Source organism: Niallia taxi (assembly GCF_004005475.1).
Taxonomy (GTDB): Bacteria; Bacillota; Bacilli; order Bacillales; family Cytobacillaceae; genus Niallia; species Niallia taxi.
This window is the reverse complement of the sequence record NZ_RZTZ01000021.1, coordinates 13,454-32,706: the sequence shown is the minus strand read 5'-3', so window position 1 is coordinate 32,706 and position 19,253 is coordinate 13,454. Positions and strand designations below refer to the sequence as shown.

General features: G+C 39.8%; 18 protein-coding genes and 1 other annotated feature. All 18 genes read right to left on the bottom strand.

The features are described 5' to 3' along the window. Positions 1 to 341 precede the first annotated feature (341 nt). Complete coding sequence (gene tuf, locus EM808_RS26135; protein ID WP_127742399.1) at positions 342 to 1,529, bottom strand: elongation factor Tu; 1,188 nt, start codon at positions 1,527 to 1,529, stop codon at positions 342 to 344. Between the two features lie 111 nt (positions 1,530 to 1,640). Beyond that, complete coding sequence (gene fusA, locus EM808_RS26130) at positions 1,641 to 3,716, bottom strand: elongation factor G (RefSeq protein ID WP_127742397.1); 2,076 nt, start codon at positions 3,714 to 3,716, stop codon at positions 1,641 to 1,643. Positions 3,717 to 3,761: 45 nt separating this feature from the next. Next, positions 3,762 to 4,232, bottom strand: coding sequence for a 30S ribosomal protein S7 (gene rpsG, locus EM808_RS26125; RefSeq protein WP_127742395.1), 471 nt, complete (start codon positions 4,230 to 4,232; stop codon positions 3,762 to 3,764). 41 nt (positions 4,233 to 4,273) lie between these two features. Further along, positions 4,274 to 4,696, bottom strand: a complete 423-nt coding sequence (gene rpsL, locus EM808_RS26120; RefSeq protein WP_127742393.1) for a 30S ribosomal protein S12 — start codon at positions 4,694 to 4,696, stop codon at positions 4,274 to 4,276. Between the two features lie 103 nt (positions 4,697 to 4,799). After that, on the bottom strand, positions 4,800 to 5,048 hold the full coding sequence (locus EM808_RS26115) for a 50S ribosomal protein L7ae-like protein (protein WP_127742391.1): 249 nt from the start codon (positions 5,046 to 5,048) through the stop codon (positions 4,800 to 4,802). A gap of 189 nt (positions 5,049 to 5,237) precedes the next feature. Beyond that, complete coding sequence (rpoC, locus tag EM808_RS26110) at positions 5,238 to 8,837, bottom strand: DNA-directed RNA polymerase subunit beta' (RefSeq protein ID WP_127742389.1); 3,600 nt, start codon at positions 8,835 to 8,837, stop codon at positions 5,238 to 5,240. Positions 8,838 to 8,957: 120 nt separating this feature from the next. Further along, positions 8,958 to 12,518: a DNA-directed RNA polymerase subunit beta gene (gene rpoB / locus EM808_RS26105; protein WP_127742387.1), complete on the bottom strand. Its 3,561-nt coding sequence runs from the start codon at positions 12,516 to 12,518 to the stop codon at positions 8,958 to 8,960. A 245-nt stretch (positions 12,519 to 12,763) separates the two neighbouring features. Beyond that, positions 12,764 to 13,369, bottom strand: a complete 606-nt coding sequence (locus EM808_RS26100; protein WP_127742385.1) for a class I SAM-dependent methyltransferase — start codon at positions 13,367 to 13,369, stop codon at positions 12,764 to 12,766. A gap of 128 nt (positions 13,370 to 13,497) precedes the next feature. Further along, positions 13,498 to 13,860, bottom strand: a complete 363-nt coding sequence (rplL, locus tag EM808_RS26095; protein WP_127742383.1) for a 50S ribosomal protein L7/L12 — start codon at positions 13,858 to 13,860, stop codon at positions 13,498 to 13,500. A gap of 61 nt (positions 13,861 to 13,921) precedes the next feature. Further along, positions 13,922 to 14,422, bottom strand: a complete 501-nt coding sequence (gene rplJ / locus EM808_RS26090) for a 50S ribosomal protein L10 (protein ID WP_127742381.1) — start codon at positions 14,420 to 14,422, stop codon at positions 13,922 to 13,924. Positions 14,423 to 14,451: 29 nt separating this feature from the next. Then, positions 14,452 to 14,596 (bottom strand) — a sequence feature (ribosomal protein L10 leader region). Between the two features lie 59 nt (positions 14,597 to 14,655). Next, positions 14,656 to 15,345 (bottom strand): 50S ribosomal protein L1, encoded by a 690-nt coding sequence (gene rplA, locus EM808_RS26085; RefSeq protein ID WP_127742379.1) that lies wholly within the window; start codon positions 15,343 to 15,345, stop codon positions 14,656 to 14,658. A gap of 114 nt (positions 15,346 to 15,459) precedes the next feature. Next, complete coding sequence (rplK, locus tag EM808_RS26080) at positions 15,460 to 15,885, bottom strand: 50S ribosomal protein L11 (protein ID WP_141434103.1); 426 nt, start codon at positions 15,883 to 15,885, stop codon at positions 15,460 to 15,462. A gap of 173 nt (positions 15,886 to 16,058) precedes the next feature. After that, positions 16,059 to 16,592, bottom strand: a complete 534-nt coding sequence (gene nusG / locus EM808_RS26075; RefSeq protein WP_127742377.1) for a transcription termination/antitermination protein NusG — start codon at positions 16,590 to 16,592, stop codon at positions 16,059 to 16,061. 186 nt (positions 16,593 to 16,778) lie between these two features. Beyond that, positions 16,779 to 16,961, bottom strand: coding sequence for a preprotein translocase subunit SecE (secE, locus tag EM808_RS26070; protein ID WP_127742375.1), 183 nt, complete (start codon positions 16,959 to 16,961; stop codon positions 16,779 to 16,781). Between the two features lie 51 nt (positions 16,962 to 17,012). Then, positions 17,013 to 17,156, bottom strand: coding sequence for a 50S ribosomal protein L33 (gene rpmG, locus EM808_RS26065; protein ID WP_127742373.1), 144 nt, complete (start codon positions 17,154 to 17,156; stop codon positions 17,013 to 17,015). A gap of 107 nt (positions 17,157 to 17,263) precedes the next feature. Continuing rightward, entirely contained in the window at positions 17,264 to 17,923 is a 660-nt protein-coding gene (gene sigH, locus EM808_RS26060) for an RNA polymerase sporulation sigma factor SigH (protein WP_127742371.1), read from the bottom strand. Positions 17,924 to 17,993: 70 nt separating this feature from the next. Continuing rightward, complete coding sequence (locus tag EM808_RS26055) at positions 17,994 to 18,503, bottom strand: NYN domain-containing protein (protein WP_127742369.1); 510 nt, start codon at positions 18,501 to 18,503, stop codon at positions 17,994 to 17,996. A gap of 2 nt (positions 18,504 to 18,505) precedes the next feature. Next, entirely contained in the window at positions 18,506 to 19,249 is a 744-nt protein-coding gene (rlmB, locus tag EM808_RS26050; protein ID WP_127742367.1) for a 23S rRNA (guanosine(2251)-2'-O)-methyltransferase RlmB, read from the bottom strand. Positions 19,250 to 19,253: the final 4 nt, after the last annotated feature.

Below are 19,253 nucleotides of genomic sequence, written 5' to 3'. Positions count from 1 at the left end.
AAATTTCCCACACACTCGCCATGGCAAAGCGGCCGGGTGTGTCAGCAACCTTCTGCTTCATCGCAGTCAAAGACCAACATTGTCTATTATACATAAACATTGTAAGAAAAGCAATACCTAAATTATTTTTCTTTATACGTTTTGTACACTTTGATTATTATACAGCGACAATCAATATATTTCAACCCATTAATGAATAGTCATAAAATTACAATCTATTCTACTGTGATCATAATTAAATAATAATCATTGAATTTAAGACATATATATAGAAGGAATTAGAAATAAGTCGATTCACATAAAAACAGACCGGATTAAACCGGCCTGTTTATTAAAGGTTATTATTCAACGATTGTAGCAACTACGCCAGCGCCTACAGTACGTCCACCCTCACGGATAGAGAACTTAGTACCTTCTTCGATAGCGATAGAAGAAATCAATTCAACATCCATTTCGATGTTGTCGCCAGGCATAACCATTTCTACACCTTCAGGAAGGTTGCAGATACCAGTTACGTCAGTTGTACGGAAGTAGAACTGTGGGCGGTAGTTTGTGAAGAATGGAGTATGACGTCCACCTTCTTCTTTAGACAAAACGTAAACTTCAGCTTTGAATTTTACGTGTGGAGTAATTGTGCCTGGTTTAGCCAATACTTGACCACGTTGGATATCTTCACGAGCAACCCCACGAAGAAGTGCACCGATGTTGTCACCAGCTTCAGCATAATCAAGCAATTTACGGAACATTTCAACACCTGTTACAGTAGTTGATTTTTTCTCTTCAGCAAGACCGATAATGTCGATAACGTCACCGACTTTAACTTGTCCACGCTCAACACGTCCAGTAGCAACTGTACCACGACCTGTGATAGAGAATACGTCCTCTACAGGCATCATGAATGGTTTTTCAGTGTCACGAGCTGGAGTTGGGATGTACTCATCAACAGCAGCCATAAGCTCGTTGATTTTTTCTTCCCATTCTGCTTCGCCTTCAAGAGCTTTAAGAGCAGAACCTTTGATAACTGGAATGTCATCACCAGGGAACTCATACTCAGAAAGAAGATCGCGAACTTCCATTTCAACTAGTTCAAGAAGCTCTTCGTCATCAACCATGTCACATTTGTTCAAGAATACAACAAGGTGAGGTACACCAACTTGGCGAGACAATAGGATGTGCTCACGAGTTTGTGGCATTGGACCGTCAGTTGCAGAAACAACTAGGATACCGCCATCCATTTGAGCAGCTCCAGTGATCATGTTTTTAACATAGTCAGCATGTCCTGGGCAGTCTACGTGCGCATAGTGACGAGTAGCTGTTTCGTACTCAACGTGTGCAGTAGAGATTGTGATACCACGCTCGCGCTCTTCAGGAGCAGCGTCGATTTGGTCGTAACCTTTAGCTTCACCGCCACCTGCTTTTGCAAGTACAGTAGTGATAGCAGCTGTTAGAGTTGTTTTACCGTGGTCAACGTGACCAATAGTTCCGATATTTACATGGGGCTTTGAACGATCGTATTTAGCTTTTGCCATTAGGAAAATCCTCCTTTGATTTGTAAAAATTAAGTATTGAGCTGTGACATTAAATCACAGCTTTATTGCTTACATAGTAGTTATACTTCATTAAAAGGGTAAAATCAATCATTACCCTTTATTTTTTTTGATGATCTCTTCAGAGATTGATTTTGGTACTTCTTCGTAGTGATCAAATGTCATTGAGAACACACCACGACCTTGAGTGCTTGAACGTAAAGTTGTAGCATAACCAAACATTTCTGATAGAGGTACCATTGCACGAACAACTTGTGCGTTACCACGAGCTTCCATACCTTCTACACGTCCACGACGTGAAGTAATGTTACCCATGATATCACCCATATATTCTTCTGGAATGATAACTTCTACTTTCATGACTGGCTCAAGGATTACAGGATTACATTTTGAAGCAGCATTTTTAAGTGCCATAGAAGCGGCAATTTTAAACGCCATTTCAGATGAGTCAACATCATGGTACGAACCATCAAACAATTTAGCTTTGATGTCTACCAATGGGTAACCTGCAAGAACTCCTCTATCTAATGCATCTTCAAGACCAGCTTGAACTGGAGCGATATATTCACGTGGAACTACCCCACCAACGATTGCATTTTCAAATTCGAAGCCTTTACCTTCTTCGTTCGGAGCAAATTCGATCCAAACGTGTCCGTATTGTCCGCGTCCACCAGACTGACGTGAGAACTTACCTTCAACTGAAGCAGAAGAACGGAATGTTTCACGGTAAGCAACCTGAGGAGCACCAACATTAGCTTCAACCTTGAATTCACGACGCATACGGTCTACTAAAATATCCAAGTGAAGCTCACCCATACCAGCAATGATTACTTGTCCAGTTTCCTGGTTAGTATGTGCACGGAATGTAGGATCTTCTTCTTGTAATTTTTGTAGTGCAGTTGTCATTTTATCTTGGTCAGCTTTTGATTTTGGCTCAATAGATAATTCAATAACTGGCTCTGGGAATTCCATAGACTCTAGAATAACTAGGTTTTTGTCATCACAAAGAGTATCTCCAGTTGTTGTATCTTTTAAACCTACAGCAGCAGCGATGTCACCAGCATGTACTTCTGTAATCTCTTCACGGCTGTTAGCATGCATTTGTAGGATACGTCCTACACGCTCACGCTTACCTTTAGTAGAGTTTTGTACGTATGAACCAGAGCTCAAAGTACCAGAGTATACGCGGAAGAAAGTTAATTTACCAACATAAGGGTCAGTCATAACTTTAAACGCTAAAGCAGCAAATGGCTGATCATCACTTGATGGTCTTGTTACTTCTTCATCAGAATCAGGTATAGTACCTTTAATAGCAGGTACGTCTAATGGAGATGGCAAGTAATCAATAACTGCATCAAGCATTTTTTGAACACCTTTGTTTTTGAAGGCAGAACCACAAATTACAGGATAGAATTCAACGTTTACAGTTCCTTTACGGATTGCAGCTTTCAATTCTTCTTTAGTGATTTCTTCTCCACCAAGGTATTTTTCCATTAAGTCTTCATCAAGTTCTGCTACTGCTTCAACCAATTTTTCACGGTATTCATCAGCAAGATCTTTGTACTCTTCAGGAATTTCTCGGTCTTCGATATCAGTTCCAAGGTCATTACCATAGAACGTAGCCTTCATTTCAACTAGGTCAATGATGCCTTCGAATTGATCTTCAGCACCGATTGGTAGTTGGATTGCATGAGCATTTGCTTGTAAGCGTTCATGCAAAGTTTTTAATGAATAAAGGAAGTCTGCACCAATTTTATCCATTTTGTTAACAAATACAACACGAGGTACACCGTATGTTGTTGCTTGACGCCAAACTGTTTCAGTTTGTGGTTCAACACCAGACTGTGCATCCAATACTGCTACAGCACCATCTAATACACGTAGAGAACGTTCAACTTCAACAGTGAAGTCTACGTGCCCTGGAGTATCGATAATGTTTACACGATTACCTTTCCATTGTGCAGTTGTTGCTGCAGATGTGATCGTGATACCACGTTCTTGTTCTTGCTCCATCCAGTCCATTTGAGATGCACCTTCGTGAGTTTCACCAATTTTGTGGATACGACCAGTATAGTAAAGTACGCGCTCAGTTGTAGTCGTTTTACCGGCATCGATGTGAGCCATGATACCGATATTACGAGTATTTTCTAAGGAGAACTCTCTAGCCATTGGTATTTCTCCTTCCATAAGAAAGTATTTTTGAAATGCTAAATCCTACCAGCGGTAATGAGCAAATGCTTTGTTTGCTTCCGCCATTTTGTGTGTATCTTCACGCTTCTTAACAGATGCACCAGTGTTGTTAGCTGCATCTAGAATTTCGTTAGCCAATCTCTCTTCCATCGTTTTTTCTCCACGAAGACGAGCGTAGTTAACTAACCAACGAAGACCTAAAGTCGTACGTCTGTCTGGACGAACCTCCACTGGTACTTGATAGTTAGAACCACCAACACGACGAGCTTTAACTTCAAGTACTGGCATGATGTTCTTAAGAGCTTGATCGAATACTTCGATTGCCTCTTGTCCAGAACGTTGTGCAACGATATCAAAAGCTGAGTATAGGATAGCTTGAGATTTACCTCTCTTACCATCTATCATCATTTTGTTAATCAAACGAGATACAAGTTTAGAATTGTATATTGGATCTGGTAATACGTCTCTTTTTGCTACAGGACCTTTACGTGGCATTTGATTTCCTCCTTTCAACCGATTGTTATATTATTAGTATATTATTTTTTTGCTGGTTTTGGTCTTTTCGTACCGTATTTAGAACGACCTTGCATACGACCGTTAACTCCAGCTGTGTCAAGAGCACCACGTACGATATGGTAACGTACCCCTGGTAAGTCTTTTACACGTCCTCCACGGATAAGTACAACGCTATGTTCTTGTAGGTTGTGTCCTATTCCTGGAATGTAAGCTGTAACCTCGATACCGTTAGTCAAACGCACACGCGCATATTTACGTAACGCTGAGTTTGGTTTCTTCGGTGTCATTGTACCAACACGAGTACATACCCCGCGTTTTTGAGGTGAAGATACATCAGTTTGTGATTTTTTGAAGCTGTTATAACCTTTGTTTAACGCAGGAGACTTCGACTTCTCTTGAGCAGATTGACGAGGCTTGCGTACTAATTGGTTAATAGTTGGCATTTAATTTTCCTCCCTTCCATTTATGTTTGAAGTCCACACATCCAGGTGGTTCATATTAGGGCAAAAACAAAGTCTTCATGGTTTAGTTCCATAAAAACAGTTTTTAAATATTTATCGCAACAGTCGTCGCGCCTACTTCAATTCCACATGACTTGCCGAGCTTTATCATGGAGTCTACGAGTATGACAGGTACATTTGCTTCTTTGGCAGCTTCTACTACTTTTCCAATTAGAATTGGATCAGCATCTTCTGCTACAATCACTTCCACAACTTTCCCAGCCTTTAACGCTTTTACCGTTTGCTTTGTTCCTACTACTATTTTTTTGGCCTGTGATACTTTTTCATAAGACATAAAATGATATCCTCCAAAGCAACAGGTGAATAGGAGCACCTTTGATATAGTATCATCTATGAAAATAGATGTCAATTCTTTTCCCAAAAAAATTATAGGTTTATTACAATATACCAAGAGCAGTGCTAAAAACTATGGTTATGCCTTTAGCACATGCTTATTGGTATCATATTGATTTATCTCAATAAATTATTCTACTGAAACGGATTCTTCTGTTGTTTCATCCACTGTAATTGGCTCTGCATGACGGTATCTTGGCATACCTGTTCCAGCAGGAACTAGTTTACCAATGATAACATTTTCTTTCAATCCAAGCAGTTCATCACGTTTACCTTTAATAGCAGCATCTGTAAGAACTCTTGTAGTTTCTTGGAATGAAGCTGCAGATAGGAATGAATCAGTTTCAAGAGATGCTTTAGTTATACCTAACAATACTGGTCTTCCAGTTGCAGGTAATTTGCCTTCTCTTAGTGCTTTCGCATTTGCATCAGTAAATTGGTGGATATCCAATAGTGTTCCTGGTAGAACTTCTGTTTCACCAGCATCAACTACGCGCACTTTTCGAAGCATTTGGCGCACCATTACTTCAACGTGCTTATCCCCGATTTCAACCCCCTGCATGCGGTAAACCTTTTGCACTTCACGAAGAAGATATTCCTGTACAGCAGTAACGTTCTTCACTTTGATCAATTCTTTTGGATCTATAGAACCCTCAGTCAATTCTTGACCTTGTTCTACTACATCATCAATCTTAACCTTAAGTCTAGCAGTATAAGGCGCAGTGTATGTTCTTGTTTCAAGTTCTCCTTGAACCACGATTTCATGCTGACGGTCTCTTCCTTCGTTGATTCCGACAATTACCCCTGCCATTTCTGTAATTACAGCCTGACCTTTAGGGTTACGTGCTTCAAAAATCTCCTGAATACGAGGTAGACCCTGAGTGATATCGTCTCCAGCAACCCCACCTGTATGGAATGTACGCATCGTTAACTGTGTTCCTGGCTCTCCGATAGATTGGGCAGCGATAATACCAACTGCTTCACCAACTTCAACTTCTTGACCAGTTGCAAGGTTACGTCCGTAACATTTTTTACATACACCATGGCGAGTGTTACATGTAAACGCAGAACGAATCCACACTTCTTTAATGTCAGCTTCTACGATTTCAACAGCAAGATCTTCTGTAATAAGTTCGTTTTCTGCTACAATAACTGCTTTTGTTTCTGGGTGTTTAATTGCTCTTCTTGCATAACGTCCAATTAGACGCTCATCCAATGGCTCAATAATTTCTGTGCCTTCTTTAAGAGCTGCAACAAGCAATCCTCTGTCAGTTCCACAGTCATCATCACGTACAATGACATCCTGTGCAACGTCAACAAGACGGCGAGTCAAGTAACCAGAATCGGCTGTTTTCAGTGCTGTATCGGCAAGACCTTTACGCGCACCATGTGTAGAGATAAAGTATTCCAATACAGTTAATCCCTCACGGAAACTTGAGATGATAGGTAACTCGATGATTCTACCAGCCGGGTTGGCCATCAATCCGCGCATACCTGCAAGCTGTGTAAAGTTAGATGCGTTACCACGGGCACCGGAGTCACTCATCATGAAGATTGGGTTTCGTTTATCCAATGACTTCATCAGTTTCGCCTGGATGACATCCTTAGCAGCACTCCATATAGAGATTACTCTGTCATAACGCTCTTCTTCTGTGATTAGACCACGTCTGAATTGCTTCATAACATTATCTACTTTACCTTGTGCTTCATCAATAATTTCTTGTTTTTCTCCAAGAACTACGATATCCGCAACACCAACAGTAATACCTGCTTTTGTTGAGTGTCTAAAGCCAAGATCCTTCATTCTATCAAGCATCTTAGAAGTTTCAGTGATTTTGAATCGCTTGAACACTTCAGCGATGATATTTCCAAGTATTTTCTTCTTGAATGGCTCAATGATCGGCATAGCTTGGATAGCTGCACGTACATCTGTACCTTGCTCCACAAAGAATCTTTCTGGAGTTTTTTCTTCAAGATTAGATTTTGTTGGTTCGTTAATGTACGGGAAAGATTCAGGAAGAATTTCGTTGAATACTAATTTCCCTACAGTTGTCAATAGAAGCTGGTTGTTTTGTTCTTCTGTGAATGTTTGGTTATTCAAAGAACTTGCACGCACAGCAACACGAGTATGCAAATGAACATAACCATTTTGGTATGCCAATAATGCTTCGCTCGTATCATTGAAGATCATACCTTCACCAACAGAGTCTTCTCTTTCAAGTGTCAAGTAGTAGTTACCAAGAACCATATCCTGTGACGGCGTAACAACTGGTTTTCCATCCTTAGGGTTCAAGATGTTCTGAGCAGCGAGCATTAGCAATCTAGCTTCCGCTTGTGCTTCAGAAGACAACGGAACATGGACAGCCATTTGGTCACCATCGAAGTCAGCGTTATAAGCTGTACAAACAAGTGGGTGCAAACGGATAGCGCGACCTTCTACTAGTGTTGGTTCAAACGCTTGGATACCTAGTCTGTGCAAAGTCGGTGCACGGTTAAGCAATACTGGATGCTCTCTGATAACTTCTTCTAAGACATCCCATACTTCTGGTTGAACTCTTTCAATTTTGCGCTTAGCAGATTTAATGTTATGCGCCAAACCTTTTTCAACCAATTCTTTCATAACGAAAGGCTTAAATAGCTCTAACGCCATTTCTCTTGGAAGTCCACATTGATACATTTTCAAGTTTGGTCCAACTACGATAACTGAACGACCTGAGTAGTCAACACGTTTACCAAGCAAGTTTTGACGGAAACGACCTTGTTTCCCTTTAAGCATATGAGAAAGTGATTTAAGGGGTCTGTTCCCTGGACCTGTAACAGGACGACCACGACGACCATTGTCGATAAGCGCATCTACTGCTTCTTGAAGCATACGCTTTTCGTTTTGCACAATGATACTTGGAGCACCTAAATCCAATAGTCTTTTCAGACGATTATTACGGTTAATTACACGACGGTATAAGTCATTTAGATCTGATGTTGCAAAACGTCCACCATCCAATTGAACCATTGGTCGCAATTCTGGAGGAATGACAGGAAGAACATCTAAAATCATCCATGAAGGCTCATTCCCTGAACCACGGAATGCTTCAAGAACTTCCAATCTTTTAATCGCACGAGTACGACGTTGACCTTGTGCTGTTTTTAATTCTTCTTTTAAACCTTCTACATCTTTGTTTAAATCGATGTCAGAAAGAAGCTTTTTGATAGCTTCAGCACCCATGGATGCTTGGAACTTAACACCATATTTATCTCGGTATGCACGGTACTCTTTCTCAGAAAGAAGCTGTTTCTTTTCAAGTGCAGTATCACCTGAATCAGTTACTACATAAGAAGCGAAGTAAATAACTTCTTCTAAAGCACGTGGTGACATATCTAAAACAAGACCCATGCGGCTCGGAATGCCTTTGAAGTACCATATGTGAGATACAGGTGCTGCTAATTCGATATGACCCATACGTTCACGACGCACTTTTGCACGAGTTACTTCTACTCCGCAGCGGTCACAAACTACACCTTTATATCTTACACGCTTGTATTTCCCACAATGACATTCCCAGTCTTTTGTAGGACCAAAAATACGCTCACAGAATAAGCCGTCTTTTTCTGGTTTTAAAGTTCTATAGTTAATTGTTTCAGGTTTTTTTACCTCACCAAATGACCATGAACGGATTTTATCTGGTGAAGCTAAACCGATTTTCATGAATTCAAAATTATTTACATCCAACAAGGGTCCTACCTCCCTTTTGATCTTCAGGCTAAGCCCTACATACATTTGCTAAAAAAAGTCTAATCTAGGAAGGCTGACCCTTTTTCACTAGTGTCAGCCTTCCTCCAAAATTACGTCAAGTTACTCTTGCATGCCTACTTTTTCTGATGCAGGCTCTTGTGCATCTGGTGCTATAGTTAGAGATTCAGCTTGTTGAATATCATCATCATCTTCTGTATCTCGCATTTCTATTTCTTCTTCTGTGCTAGAAAGAATTTTAACATCCAATCCTAAGCTTTGAAGCTCCTTCATCAATACGCGGAATGATTCTGGAACACCTGGTTCTGGTACATTTTCGCCTTTAACAATTGCTTCATACGTCTTCACACGACCAACAACGTCATCTGATTTAACAGTAAGAATCTCTTGTAAAGTATAAGCTGCACCATAAGCCTCAAGTGCCCAAACCTCCATCTCACCGAAACGCTGTCCACCAAATTGAGCTTTACCACCCAATGGCTGCTGCGTAACAAGAGAGTAAGGACCAGTTGATCTAGCGTGAAGCTTATCATCAACCATGTGAGCAAGTTTAATCATGTACATGACACCAACAGATACCCTGTTATCAAATGGTTCGCCTGAACGTCCATCATAAAGTACTGTTTTAGCATCTTGTGCCATACCAGCTTCTCTAATTGTTTCCCAAACATCTTCCTCGCGTGCACCATCGAATACTGGAGAAGCTACATGGATATTCAAGCTTCTTGCAGCCATACCCAAGTGCAGTTCAAGCACCTGTCCGATGTTCATACGAGAAGGAACGCCTAGTGGGTTTAACATGATATCAACAGGTGTTCCATCAGGAAGGTAAGGCATATCTTCTTCAGGCAATATGCGGGAGATAACCCCTTTATTACCGTGGCGTCCTGCCATTTTATCGCCTTCATGAATTTTACGTTTTTGTACAATATAAACACGAACAAGCTGGTTTACACCTGGTGGAAGTTCATCGCCGTCTTCACGGTTAAACACTTTAACGTCGTGGACAATTCCGCCGCCGCCATGTGGTACACGAAGACTAGTGTCACGTACTTCACGTGCTTTTTCACCAAAGATTGCATGAAGCAGACGCTCTTCTGCTGTAAGCTCTGTTACCCCTTTAGGAGTTACTTTACCAACAAGAAGATCTCCATCCTTAACTTCAGCACCTACACGGATAATACCACGGTCATCCAAGTTGCGAAGAGCATCTTCACCAACGTTTGGAATGTCACGTGTAATTTCTTCAGGTCCTAGCTTTGTATCACGAGACTCAGATTCATATTCCTCAATATGGATGGAAGTATAAACATCGTCTTTAACTAATCGTTCACTCATGATGATGGCATCCTCATAGTTATAGCCATCCCAAGTCATGAAGGCAACAAGGACGTTTCTTCCTAGAGCTAATTCTCCCAATTCCATAGAAGGTCCATCAGCAAGGATTTCGCCCTTAGTCACTCTATTCCCAACAGCCACGATAGGTCTTTGGTTGTAGCATGTTCCTTGGTTAGAACGAATGAACTTAAGCATTCTGTATTTATCTAAATTGCCTTTTACTTCTTGGCCGTCAATAACAGTAATTCTTCTTACCCAAACTTCACGCGCTTCTACATGTTCAACAATACCTTCGTGCTTACAAATAACAGCTGCACCTGAGTCTTTACCTGATACATATTCCATACCAGTACCAACTCTTGGAGCTTCTGGCTGCATCAAAGGTACAGCTTGACGTTGCATGTTCGCTCCCATTAGGGCACGGTTCGAGTCATCGTTTTCTAAGAACGGAATACATGCTGTCGCAGCGGACACAACTTGCTTTGGAGATACATCCATATAGTCAATGCGATCGCGCTTAACAACAGTGTTTTCCCCTCTGAAACGTGACACTACTTCTTCATCAAGGAATGATCCGTCATCACCAAGACGAGAGTTCGCCTGTGCAACAACATAGTTGTCTTCCTCATCAGCAGTCAAGTAATCGATATGATTCGTTACTTGGCCTGTTTCTGCATCAACACGTCTGTAAGGTGTTTCAATGAAACCAAAACGGTTCACTTTAGCAAATGAAGACAAGGAGTTAATCAAACCAATGTTTGGTCCCTCTGGAGTTTCGATTGGACACATACGTCCATAGTGAGAGTAGTGAACGTCACGTACTTCAAATCCAGCACGTTCACGAGTCAAACCACCAGGTCCTAATGCAGACAAACGACGTTTGTGTGTCAATTCAGCAAGTGGATTCGTTTGGTCCATGAACTGAGAAAGCTGTGAGCTTCCGAAGAACTCTTTAATGGATGCAATAACAGGTCTGATGTTAATCAGTTGCTGTGGAGTGATCGTGTTTGTATCCTGGATGGACATTCTTTCACGCACTACACGCTCCATTCTTGATAAACCAATTCGGAATTGGTTTTGAAGCAATTCACCAACAGAACGAAGACGTCTGTTACCTAAATGGTCAATATCATCTGTAAGACCTACACCGTGAAGCAAGTTAAAGAAATAACTGATTGAAGAAATAATATCTGCAGGAGAGATGTTTTTAACAGCTTCCTCCACATATGCATTACTTATAACATTAATTTCTTTTTCTCCATCATCGATAGGTGCATAGATTTTAACCGATTGAACTGTTACATCATCTTCCAAAACGCCAGCATAAGGGCTAAGTGTCTTGAAACCGATGTTGTTTTCCAAATTAGGAATAATACGGTCCAATGCACGGCGATCTAAAAGTGTACCCTTCTCAGCAATAATTTCACCAGTTTCAGGGTCTACAAGCGTTTCTGCTAGACGTTGACCGAACAATCTATTTTTTATATGAAGCTTTTTGTTGATTTTATATCTACCTACATTTGCTAAGTCATATCTCTTAGGATCAAAGAATCTTGATACTAATAGACTTTTAGCATTTTCAACAGTAGGTGGCTCACCAGGACGTAATCGCTCATAGATTTCTAATAGAGCTTTTTCCGTACCTTCAGTATTGTCTTTTTCTAAAGTATTTCTCAAGTATTCATTGTCACCGATTAAATCAAGAATTTCTTGATCAGATCCAAATCCTAATGCACGCAATAATACAGTAATCGGAAGTTTGCGTGTACGGTCAATACGTACATATACAACATCCTTTGCATCCGTTTCATACTCAAGCCAAGCACCACGGTTTGGAATTACAGTAGCTGTAAAACCTTTTTTACCGTTCTTATCTAATTTACCATTATAATAAACACTCGGAGAACGCACTAACTGCGAAACGATAACACGCTCTGCGCCGTTAATTACGAACGTACCAGTCTCTGTCATAAGTGGGAAATCACCCATGAACACATCTTGGTCCTTTACTTCCCCTGTTTCTTTGTTAACAAGACGCACCTTTACACGCAATGGCGCGGAATATGTAACATCTCGCTCTTTTGATTCCTCGACAGAGTACTTTGGTTCACCTAAGCTATAGTCGATAAAATCTAATGATAAGTTGCCAGTAAAATCTTCAATTGGTGAAATATCTTGGAACATTTCACGCAATCCCTCATCTAGAAACCATTGATAGGAAGAGGTTTGGATTTCTATTAGATTTGGTAATTCTAAAACTTCACTAATTCGTGCGTAGCTTCTGCGCTGGCGGTGTCGTCCATACTGAACAAGTTGACCTGTCAACTGATTCACCCCTCAAATCAAACGTTATAGTACATCTATTAACATCTTATAAGCAGCATATAACGCTATTTATAAGACAAAAAGAAAAAGGGTTTTCAAAACAAAAAACCGCATTTTTCATATTTCAAGTATTATTTTGTTAGCTTTTCCGAAATCCACCATATTTATACAATAAATAAATAAAAATAATGGATAAAAGAAAAATAATATATTGGCATTATACAATGCTATCACAACGATTCGGACTAGTCAATCCTTTTTGCTTTTATAATAAAATATCCTTTTTGCTTTTCTACAACTTCCACTTCTTGAAATAATTGCTCTAGCTTTTCCAGAGCAGAAGGTGCACCTTGCTTTTTCTGAATTACAATCCACAACTCTCCATTATGGATAAGATGCTCAAAACTTTGTTCAAAAATATCATGGACTACCTTTTTTCCTGCACGAATTGGCGGGTTTGTTAAGATAGCAGCAAATTTATTCCCTTTTACCTGCAACAACCTGTCACTTTCATAAATTAAAACATTATCAATATGGTTGATTTCCGCATTTTCTTGCGCAAGATTCAATGCTCTTTCATTCACATCAACCATGTGTATAGTTCTGTCCTTCCCCTCTTTTGCTACAGAAAGTCCAATCGGTCCATATCCGCAGCCGACATCAAGTATGTCGCCATCCACTTCCGGATATGAAAATGCTTCTATTAATACACGCGAACCGAAGTCGACTTCTTTTTTCGAAAAAACACCGTTATCTGTTTTAAAGCGAAACCTGTTTCCTTTCAGGGTGAAATCCCAATGATTTGGATCACTGCTAACATTTTGGGAACGAGAGTAATAATGTTCAGTCATACTTGACCACCTCCATGGAGAAATTTATAGAAGAATAATACCGAGGATATTGACAAAACTTATTTTAACAGGTGTTCATTTCAAGGTCAAAAAAGCCCGCCTATGCAGCGGGCTTTTCCAAACTAACATTACTTAACTTCAACGTTAGCTCCAACTTCTTCAAGTTTAGCTTTGATTTCTTCAGCTTCTTCTTTAGTAGCTCCTTCTTTAACTGCTTTAGGAGTGTTGTCAACAAGTTCTTTCGCTTCTTTAAGACCAAGGCCTGTGATTTCACGAACAACTTTGATAACTTTGATTTTTTGATCTCCAGCAGATGCAAGAACAACATCAAATTCAGTTTGTTCAGCTGCAGCTTCTCCGCCAGCAGCACCAGCAACAGCAACAGGAGCTGCTGCAGTAACACCGAATTCTTCTTCAATAGCTTTAACTAGGTCGTTTAGTTCTAAAACAGTCATGTTTTTAACTGCTTCTAAGATTTGTTCTTTAGACATTATAAATTTCCTCCTTGTTTTGTATGTGTTTTATTAGGATACTTGATAGTAGCGTAATAGATTACGCTCCTTGTTCTTCTTTTTGATCTGCAACTGCTTTTGTAGCAAGAGCCAAGTTGCGGATTGGTGCTTGAAGCACGCTGAGAAGCATAGAAAGAAGTCCTTCGCGAGATGGTAGCTCAGCAAGAGCTTTAACATCTTCAACAGAAGCGATATTTCCTTCGATTACACCCGCTTTAATTTCAAGCGCTTCGTGTTTCTTAGCAAAGTCATTAATGATTTTTGCTGGTGCAACTACATCTTCATTACTGAATGCAATAGCGTTAGGACCAGTCAAAGCTTCATTAAGACCGCTTAGTTCAGCAACTTCAGCAGCGCGGCGTGTCATTGAGTTTTTGAAAACTTTGAATTCAACGCCAGCTTCACGAAGTTGTTTACGAAGTTCAGTTACTTCAGAAACAGTAAGACCACGGTAGTCAACAACGATTGTTGACTTACTTGCTTTCAATTTATCTGCGATATCAGATACAATTTGCTGCTTTTGTTCGATAATGCTGCTCATCTTTACACCTCCTGTAGAATTACATTCATACCGGCAAATAAAATCCTCCATATCAGGAAAAGACATGGAGGAATATACAATAGTCGTTTACACAACTGTTAAGTCTATCGTATTACCTCGGCAGGAAATTAAGCTTAATGCACCTGCTGTCTTTGGTATAAATGTTTATATTTATTTTAACAACAAGATGAAGTATATGCTATTCATCTTATTTTGTCAAATGCCAATTTTTATCAAACAGTAGAAGGATCTACTTTAACGCCAGGACCCATTGTTGAAGTAACAGAAACGTTCTTCATGTAAGTTCCTTTAGCTGCTGCTGGCTTAACTTTTTGCATTGTATCAAAAATAGTTGTGAAGTTATCAACTAGTTGAGCATCTTCGAAAGATACTTTACCGATTGGAACGTGGATGTTTCCAGCTTTATCAACACGGTATTCTACTTTACCAGCTTTAATTTCGTTAACTGCTTTTGTTACATCAAAAGTAACTGTTCCAGTTTTAGGGTTTGGCATTAAACCTTTAGGTCCTAATACGCGACCAAGTTTACCAACTTCACCCATCATGTCTGGAGTAGCAACGATAACGTCAAAATCGAACCAACCTTGTTGGATTTTAGTGATATATTCAGCATCTCCAACAAAATCTGCACCTGCAGCTTCTGCTTCTTTAAGTTTTTCACCTTTAGCAAAAACTAACACGCGTTGAGTTTTACCAGTACCGTGTGGAAGAACAACTGCTCCACGGATTTGTTGGTCAGCTTTCTTAGGATCTACTCCTAGACGGAAAGCAACTTCAACTGATGCATCAAATTTTGTAGTGCTTGTTTTTTTAACTAGTTCAATTGCTTCTGCAACTGGGTAAGCTTTAGTACGATCAACTTGTTTGATAGCCTCTAAATACTTCTTACCTTTTTTAGCCATAACATATTTCCTCCTTGAATTGTGGTTTTAGCGGAATTACCTCCCACGAATAAAGGTTGCGACGCTAACAAAAGATGTCGCAACCTTAATCAACAGAACCATATTAGATATGGTTTAGTCTTCAATAACAATACCCATGCTGCGGGCAGTACCTTCAACCATACGCATAGCTGCTTCAACGCTAGCTGCATTTAGATCAGGCATTTTTGTTTCAGCAATCTCGCGTACTTTATCACGCTTAACAGTTGCTACTTTATTACGGTTAGGTTCACCAGAACCAGACTCAATACCAGCTGCTTTTTTCAATAAAACTGCAGCAGGTGGAGTTTTTGTAATAAATGTAAATGAACGGTCTTCAAAAACCGTAATCTCAACAGGAATGATTAAACCAGCTTGTTCAGCTGTACGAGCGTTAAACTCCTTACAGAATCCCATGATGTTAACACCTGCTTGACCTAGTGCTGGTCCAACTGGTGGCGCCGGATTTGCTTTAGCTGCTGGAATTTGCAATTTAACAACCTTAATTACTTTTTTAGCCACGAGACACACCTCCTTAAAGTCCGTGATGTGGTAATAGGGGTTTTCCCCTCCCACTCAACACATATGATCTTTATATTATCATAAAGAGTTCGACAATATCTTGTCTCTTTATTTGAGACATACTGACCTTTGAAATATTAACACTTTTTCGTGCTCATTTCAAGTTTTTCAGATTAAAATTTTTCAATTTGTGTAAAATCAAGCTCCACAGGAGTATCTCTGCCGAACATATTCACTAAAACTTTCACTTTTGCTTTGTCAGTATCGATCTCTTCAACTGACCCAGTAAAGTTTGCAAACGGACCTTCGTTTACCTTCACTGTTTCACCTAATTCAAATTCAATTTCAATGCGTTGCTCGTCAACACCCATTCTCTTAAGGATGACTTGCACCTCATCAGGCATAAGTGGTGTTGGCTTTGAACCAGAACCAGCAGAACCAACAAATCCTGTTACTCCTGGCGTATTGCGGACAACATACCAAGAATCATCTGTCATGACGATTTCCACAAGCACATAGCCTGGGAAAACCTTTCTCTTAACAACTTTTGTTTTGCCGTTTCTTACATCTGTTTCTTCTTCTTCTGGCACGATTACACGGAATATCTTATCTTGCATTCCCATTGTTTCAACGCGCTTTTCCAAGTTAGTTTTAACTTTATTCTCATAACCAGAGTAAGTATGAACTACATACCAATTTTTTTCCATATTAGAGGACTGTTATGTCCGTCCCTCCTTAACGCTATTTGCTCTTCATGCCTTATGTAACCTGCTCCTATAAAAAGAGCTATCGCATAAAAAAGCTTTTTTATTATTTTCAAGCAATGAAAAAACCCGTTTCCGGGCTTTGTGTGTTTCCTATTGTGTTACCATTATACCATGAGTGGACAACAGTTATTCAAGTATTAAACGAATTAGTTCAGAAATTCCCATATCAACAAGTGCAAAGAACACAGAAAAGAATATTACTGTCGCAAGAACAGTGATTGTATAGTTAGTCAGTTCTTTTCTCTTCGGCCAACTAACCTTTTTCATTTCTCTGCCTACTTCACGGAAAAAGTTAACAGTGCGTTGCATTTCGTTACCTCCATATTTAAAAGCGGGTAGCCTGTCTTAAGCAGTAATTTGCTATTTTGTCTCTTTATGAACTGTATGTGCATTGCATGTTTGACAATATTTCTTTACTTCAAGGCGATCTGCGGTTTTGCTGCTCATTGTAGAATAGTTTCTAGAGCTGCACTTCTCACAAGCCAGTACAATCTTATTTTTCATTTAAATTACACCTACTACGTCCTTTATATCTCCCCAAACTGTAACATGGACATGAATGTATGTCAATATTAGTCAGTTATTTGCCTTTTCTTACGAATTTGCTCTTATTAAAGTGAAAACTCACGAATCTCTAAATAACGCTCAAGCTTTCTCTTTACCCTTTGAAGAGCATTATCTATCGACTTCACATGTCTGTTTAGCTCTTCGGAAATTTCCTGATAGGATTGGCCATCTAAATAGAGGGCCAGCACTTTTCTTTCCAAATCACTAAGAAGCTCCGACATTTTTACTTCAATATGGTCAAACTCTTCCTGATTGATAATCAACTCTTCTGGATCTAATATCTTTGCTCCAGAAATAACATCCATTAATGTTCGATCTGACTCTTCATCATATATAGGCTTATCAAGAGAGACGTAGGAATTTAAAGGAATATGCTTCTGTCTTGTTGCTGTCTTAATAGCAGTTATAATCTGCCTCGTAATGCATAGTTCGGCAAATGCTTTAAACGACGAGAGCTTGTCCCCTTTAAAATCTCGGATTGCCTTATATAAGCCGATCATGCCTTCTTGGACAATATCTTCTTTATCAGCACCAATTAGGAAATAGGATCTAGCTTTAGCTCTTACAAAATTACGATACTTCTGGATGAGAAAGTCTAATGCATCACTTTCTCCTTTATGAACTAATTCGACCAGTGTTTCATCTTCAAGCTCTAAATACTTCTCAACACTTTCATTGCTCTTACTCCTGTTGTCAGTACTCATACAGATCCCCCCGACCGCGCAATCATGGATAAAACCATTATACAGTAGGGTTTTTTTAAGCGTCAACAACTCATTTTTCGCCACGGCGCCATTTTTCAAATAATTCTTCCATTTCTTTCGAAAGCGGTATCTTGATTACAGGCTTTCTTTCCTTAATTCGCTTCACTTTTTTTTCAATATTTTTTTCTATCTCTGCCATTTCAATCAGAAGCTCTCTCGCTGAGATTCTTAGAGCTCCTTGTCCAAAAATAGCCCACTGTTCGGTAAAGTCAGATGTGGCAACATGGATTTGTGTTCTCCTGTTGCTGAGCTCCTTGGCAAGCTTTTCAATTCTTTCATCAGCCGTTTCATTTTCCTTTGTGAAAATGACCTCAACCTTGGAGTTCTTAAGCTTCTTTTCTGTGCCCCTAACATAATAAGCATCAAAAACAACGATAACACGATAGCCTGAGAATCCCTGGTATTCTGCCATTTTCTCTAAAAGAGCATCTCTTGCAGCAGATAAATCCTTATTTTTCAGCTTGTTGAGCTCTGGCCATGCTCCAATAATGTTATAGCCATCAACTAAGAGTATATCCATTGTTATCCCTCAAGTGGATGGCGTTTACGATAAACCTCATACATTAAGAGTGCTGCAGCTACAGATGCATTCAATGATGTAACTGCTCCTGCCATTGGTAGCTGAATTAGAAAATCGCACTTATCACGGATGAGCCTTCCCATGCCCTTTCCTTCACTTCCAATTACAAGTCCAAGCGGCATCGTCCCATCAAACTGACGATAATCCTCTTTCCCTTTAGCATCAGTTCCCGCAATCCAGACTCCTCTTTCCTTCAGTTCATCGATTGCTCTAGCCATATTTGTTACCCTAACCACAGGAATATGCTCAATGGCACCCGTTGATGCTTTAGCAACTGTTGCAGTGAGGCCAACAGCTCTCCTTCTTGGGATAATAATACCATGAGCTCCTACAGCATCCGCAGTCCTCATGATAGATCCTAAATTATGAGGATCCTCTATCTCATCCAGCAGCATGAAAAATGGTGCTTCATTCCGTTTTTCTGCAAGAGCAAACAAATCATCTATCTCAGCATATTGATATGCCGCTACTTGTGCCACAACACCTTGGTGGTTCGCATCCACTAATGTATCTAACTTTTTCTTTGGCACAAACTGGACAAGCACATTTTCACTTTTCGCCAAACCTATAACAGTTTGCATCTGTCCTTTTTGTGAACCCTCTGCAATAAGGATTTTATTTACATCCCTTTCGGATTTTAACGCTTCAATTACGGCGTTTTTCCCAACAATATAATCATTATCCACTTTT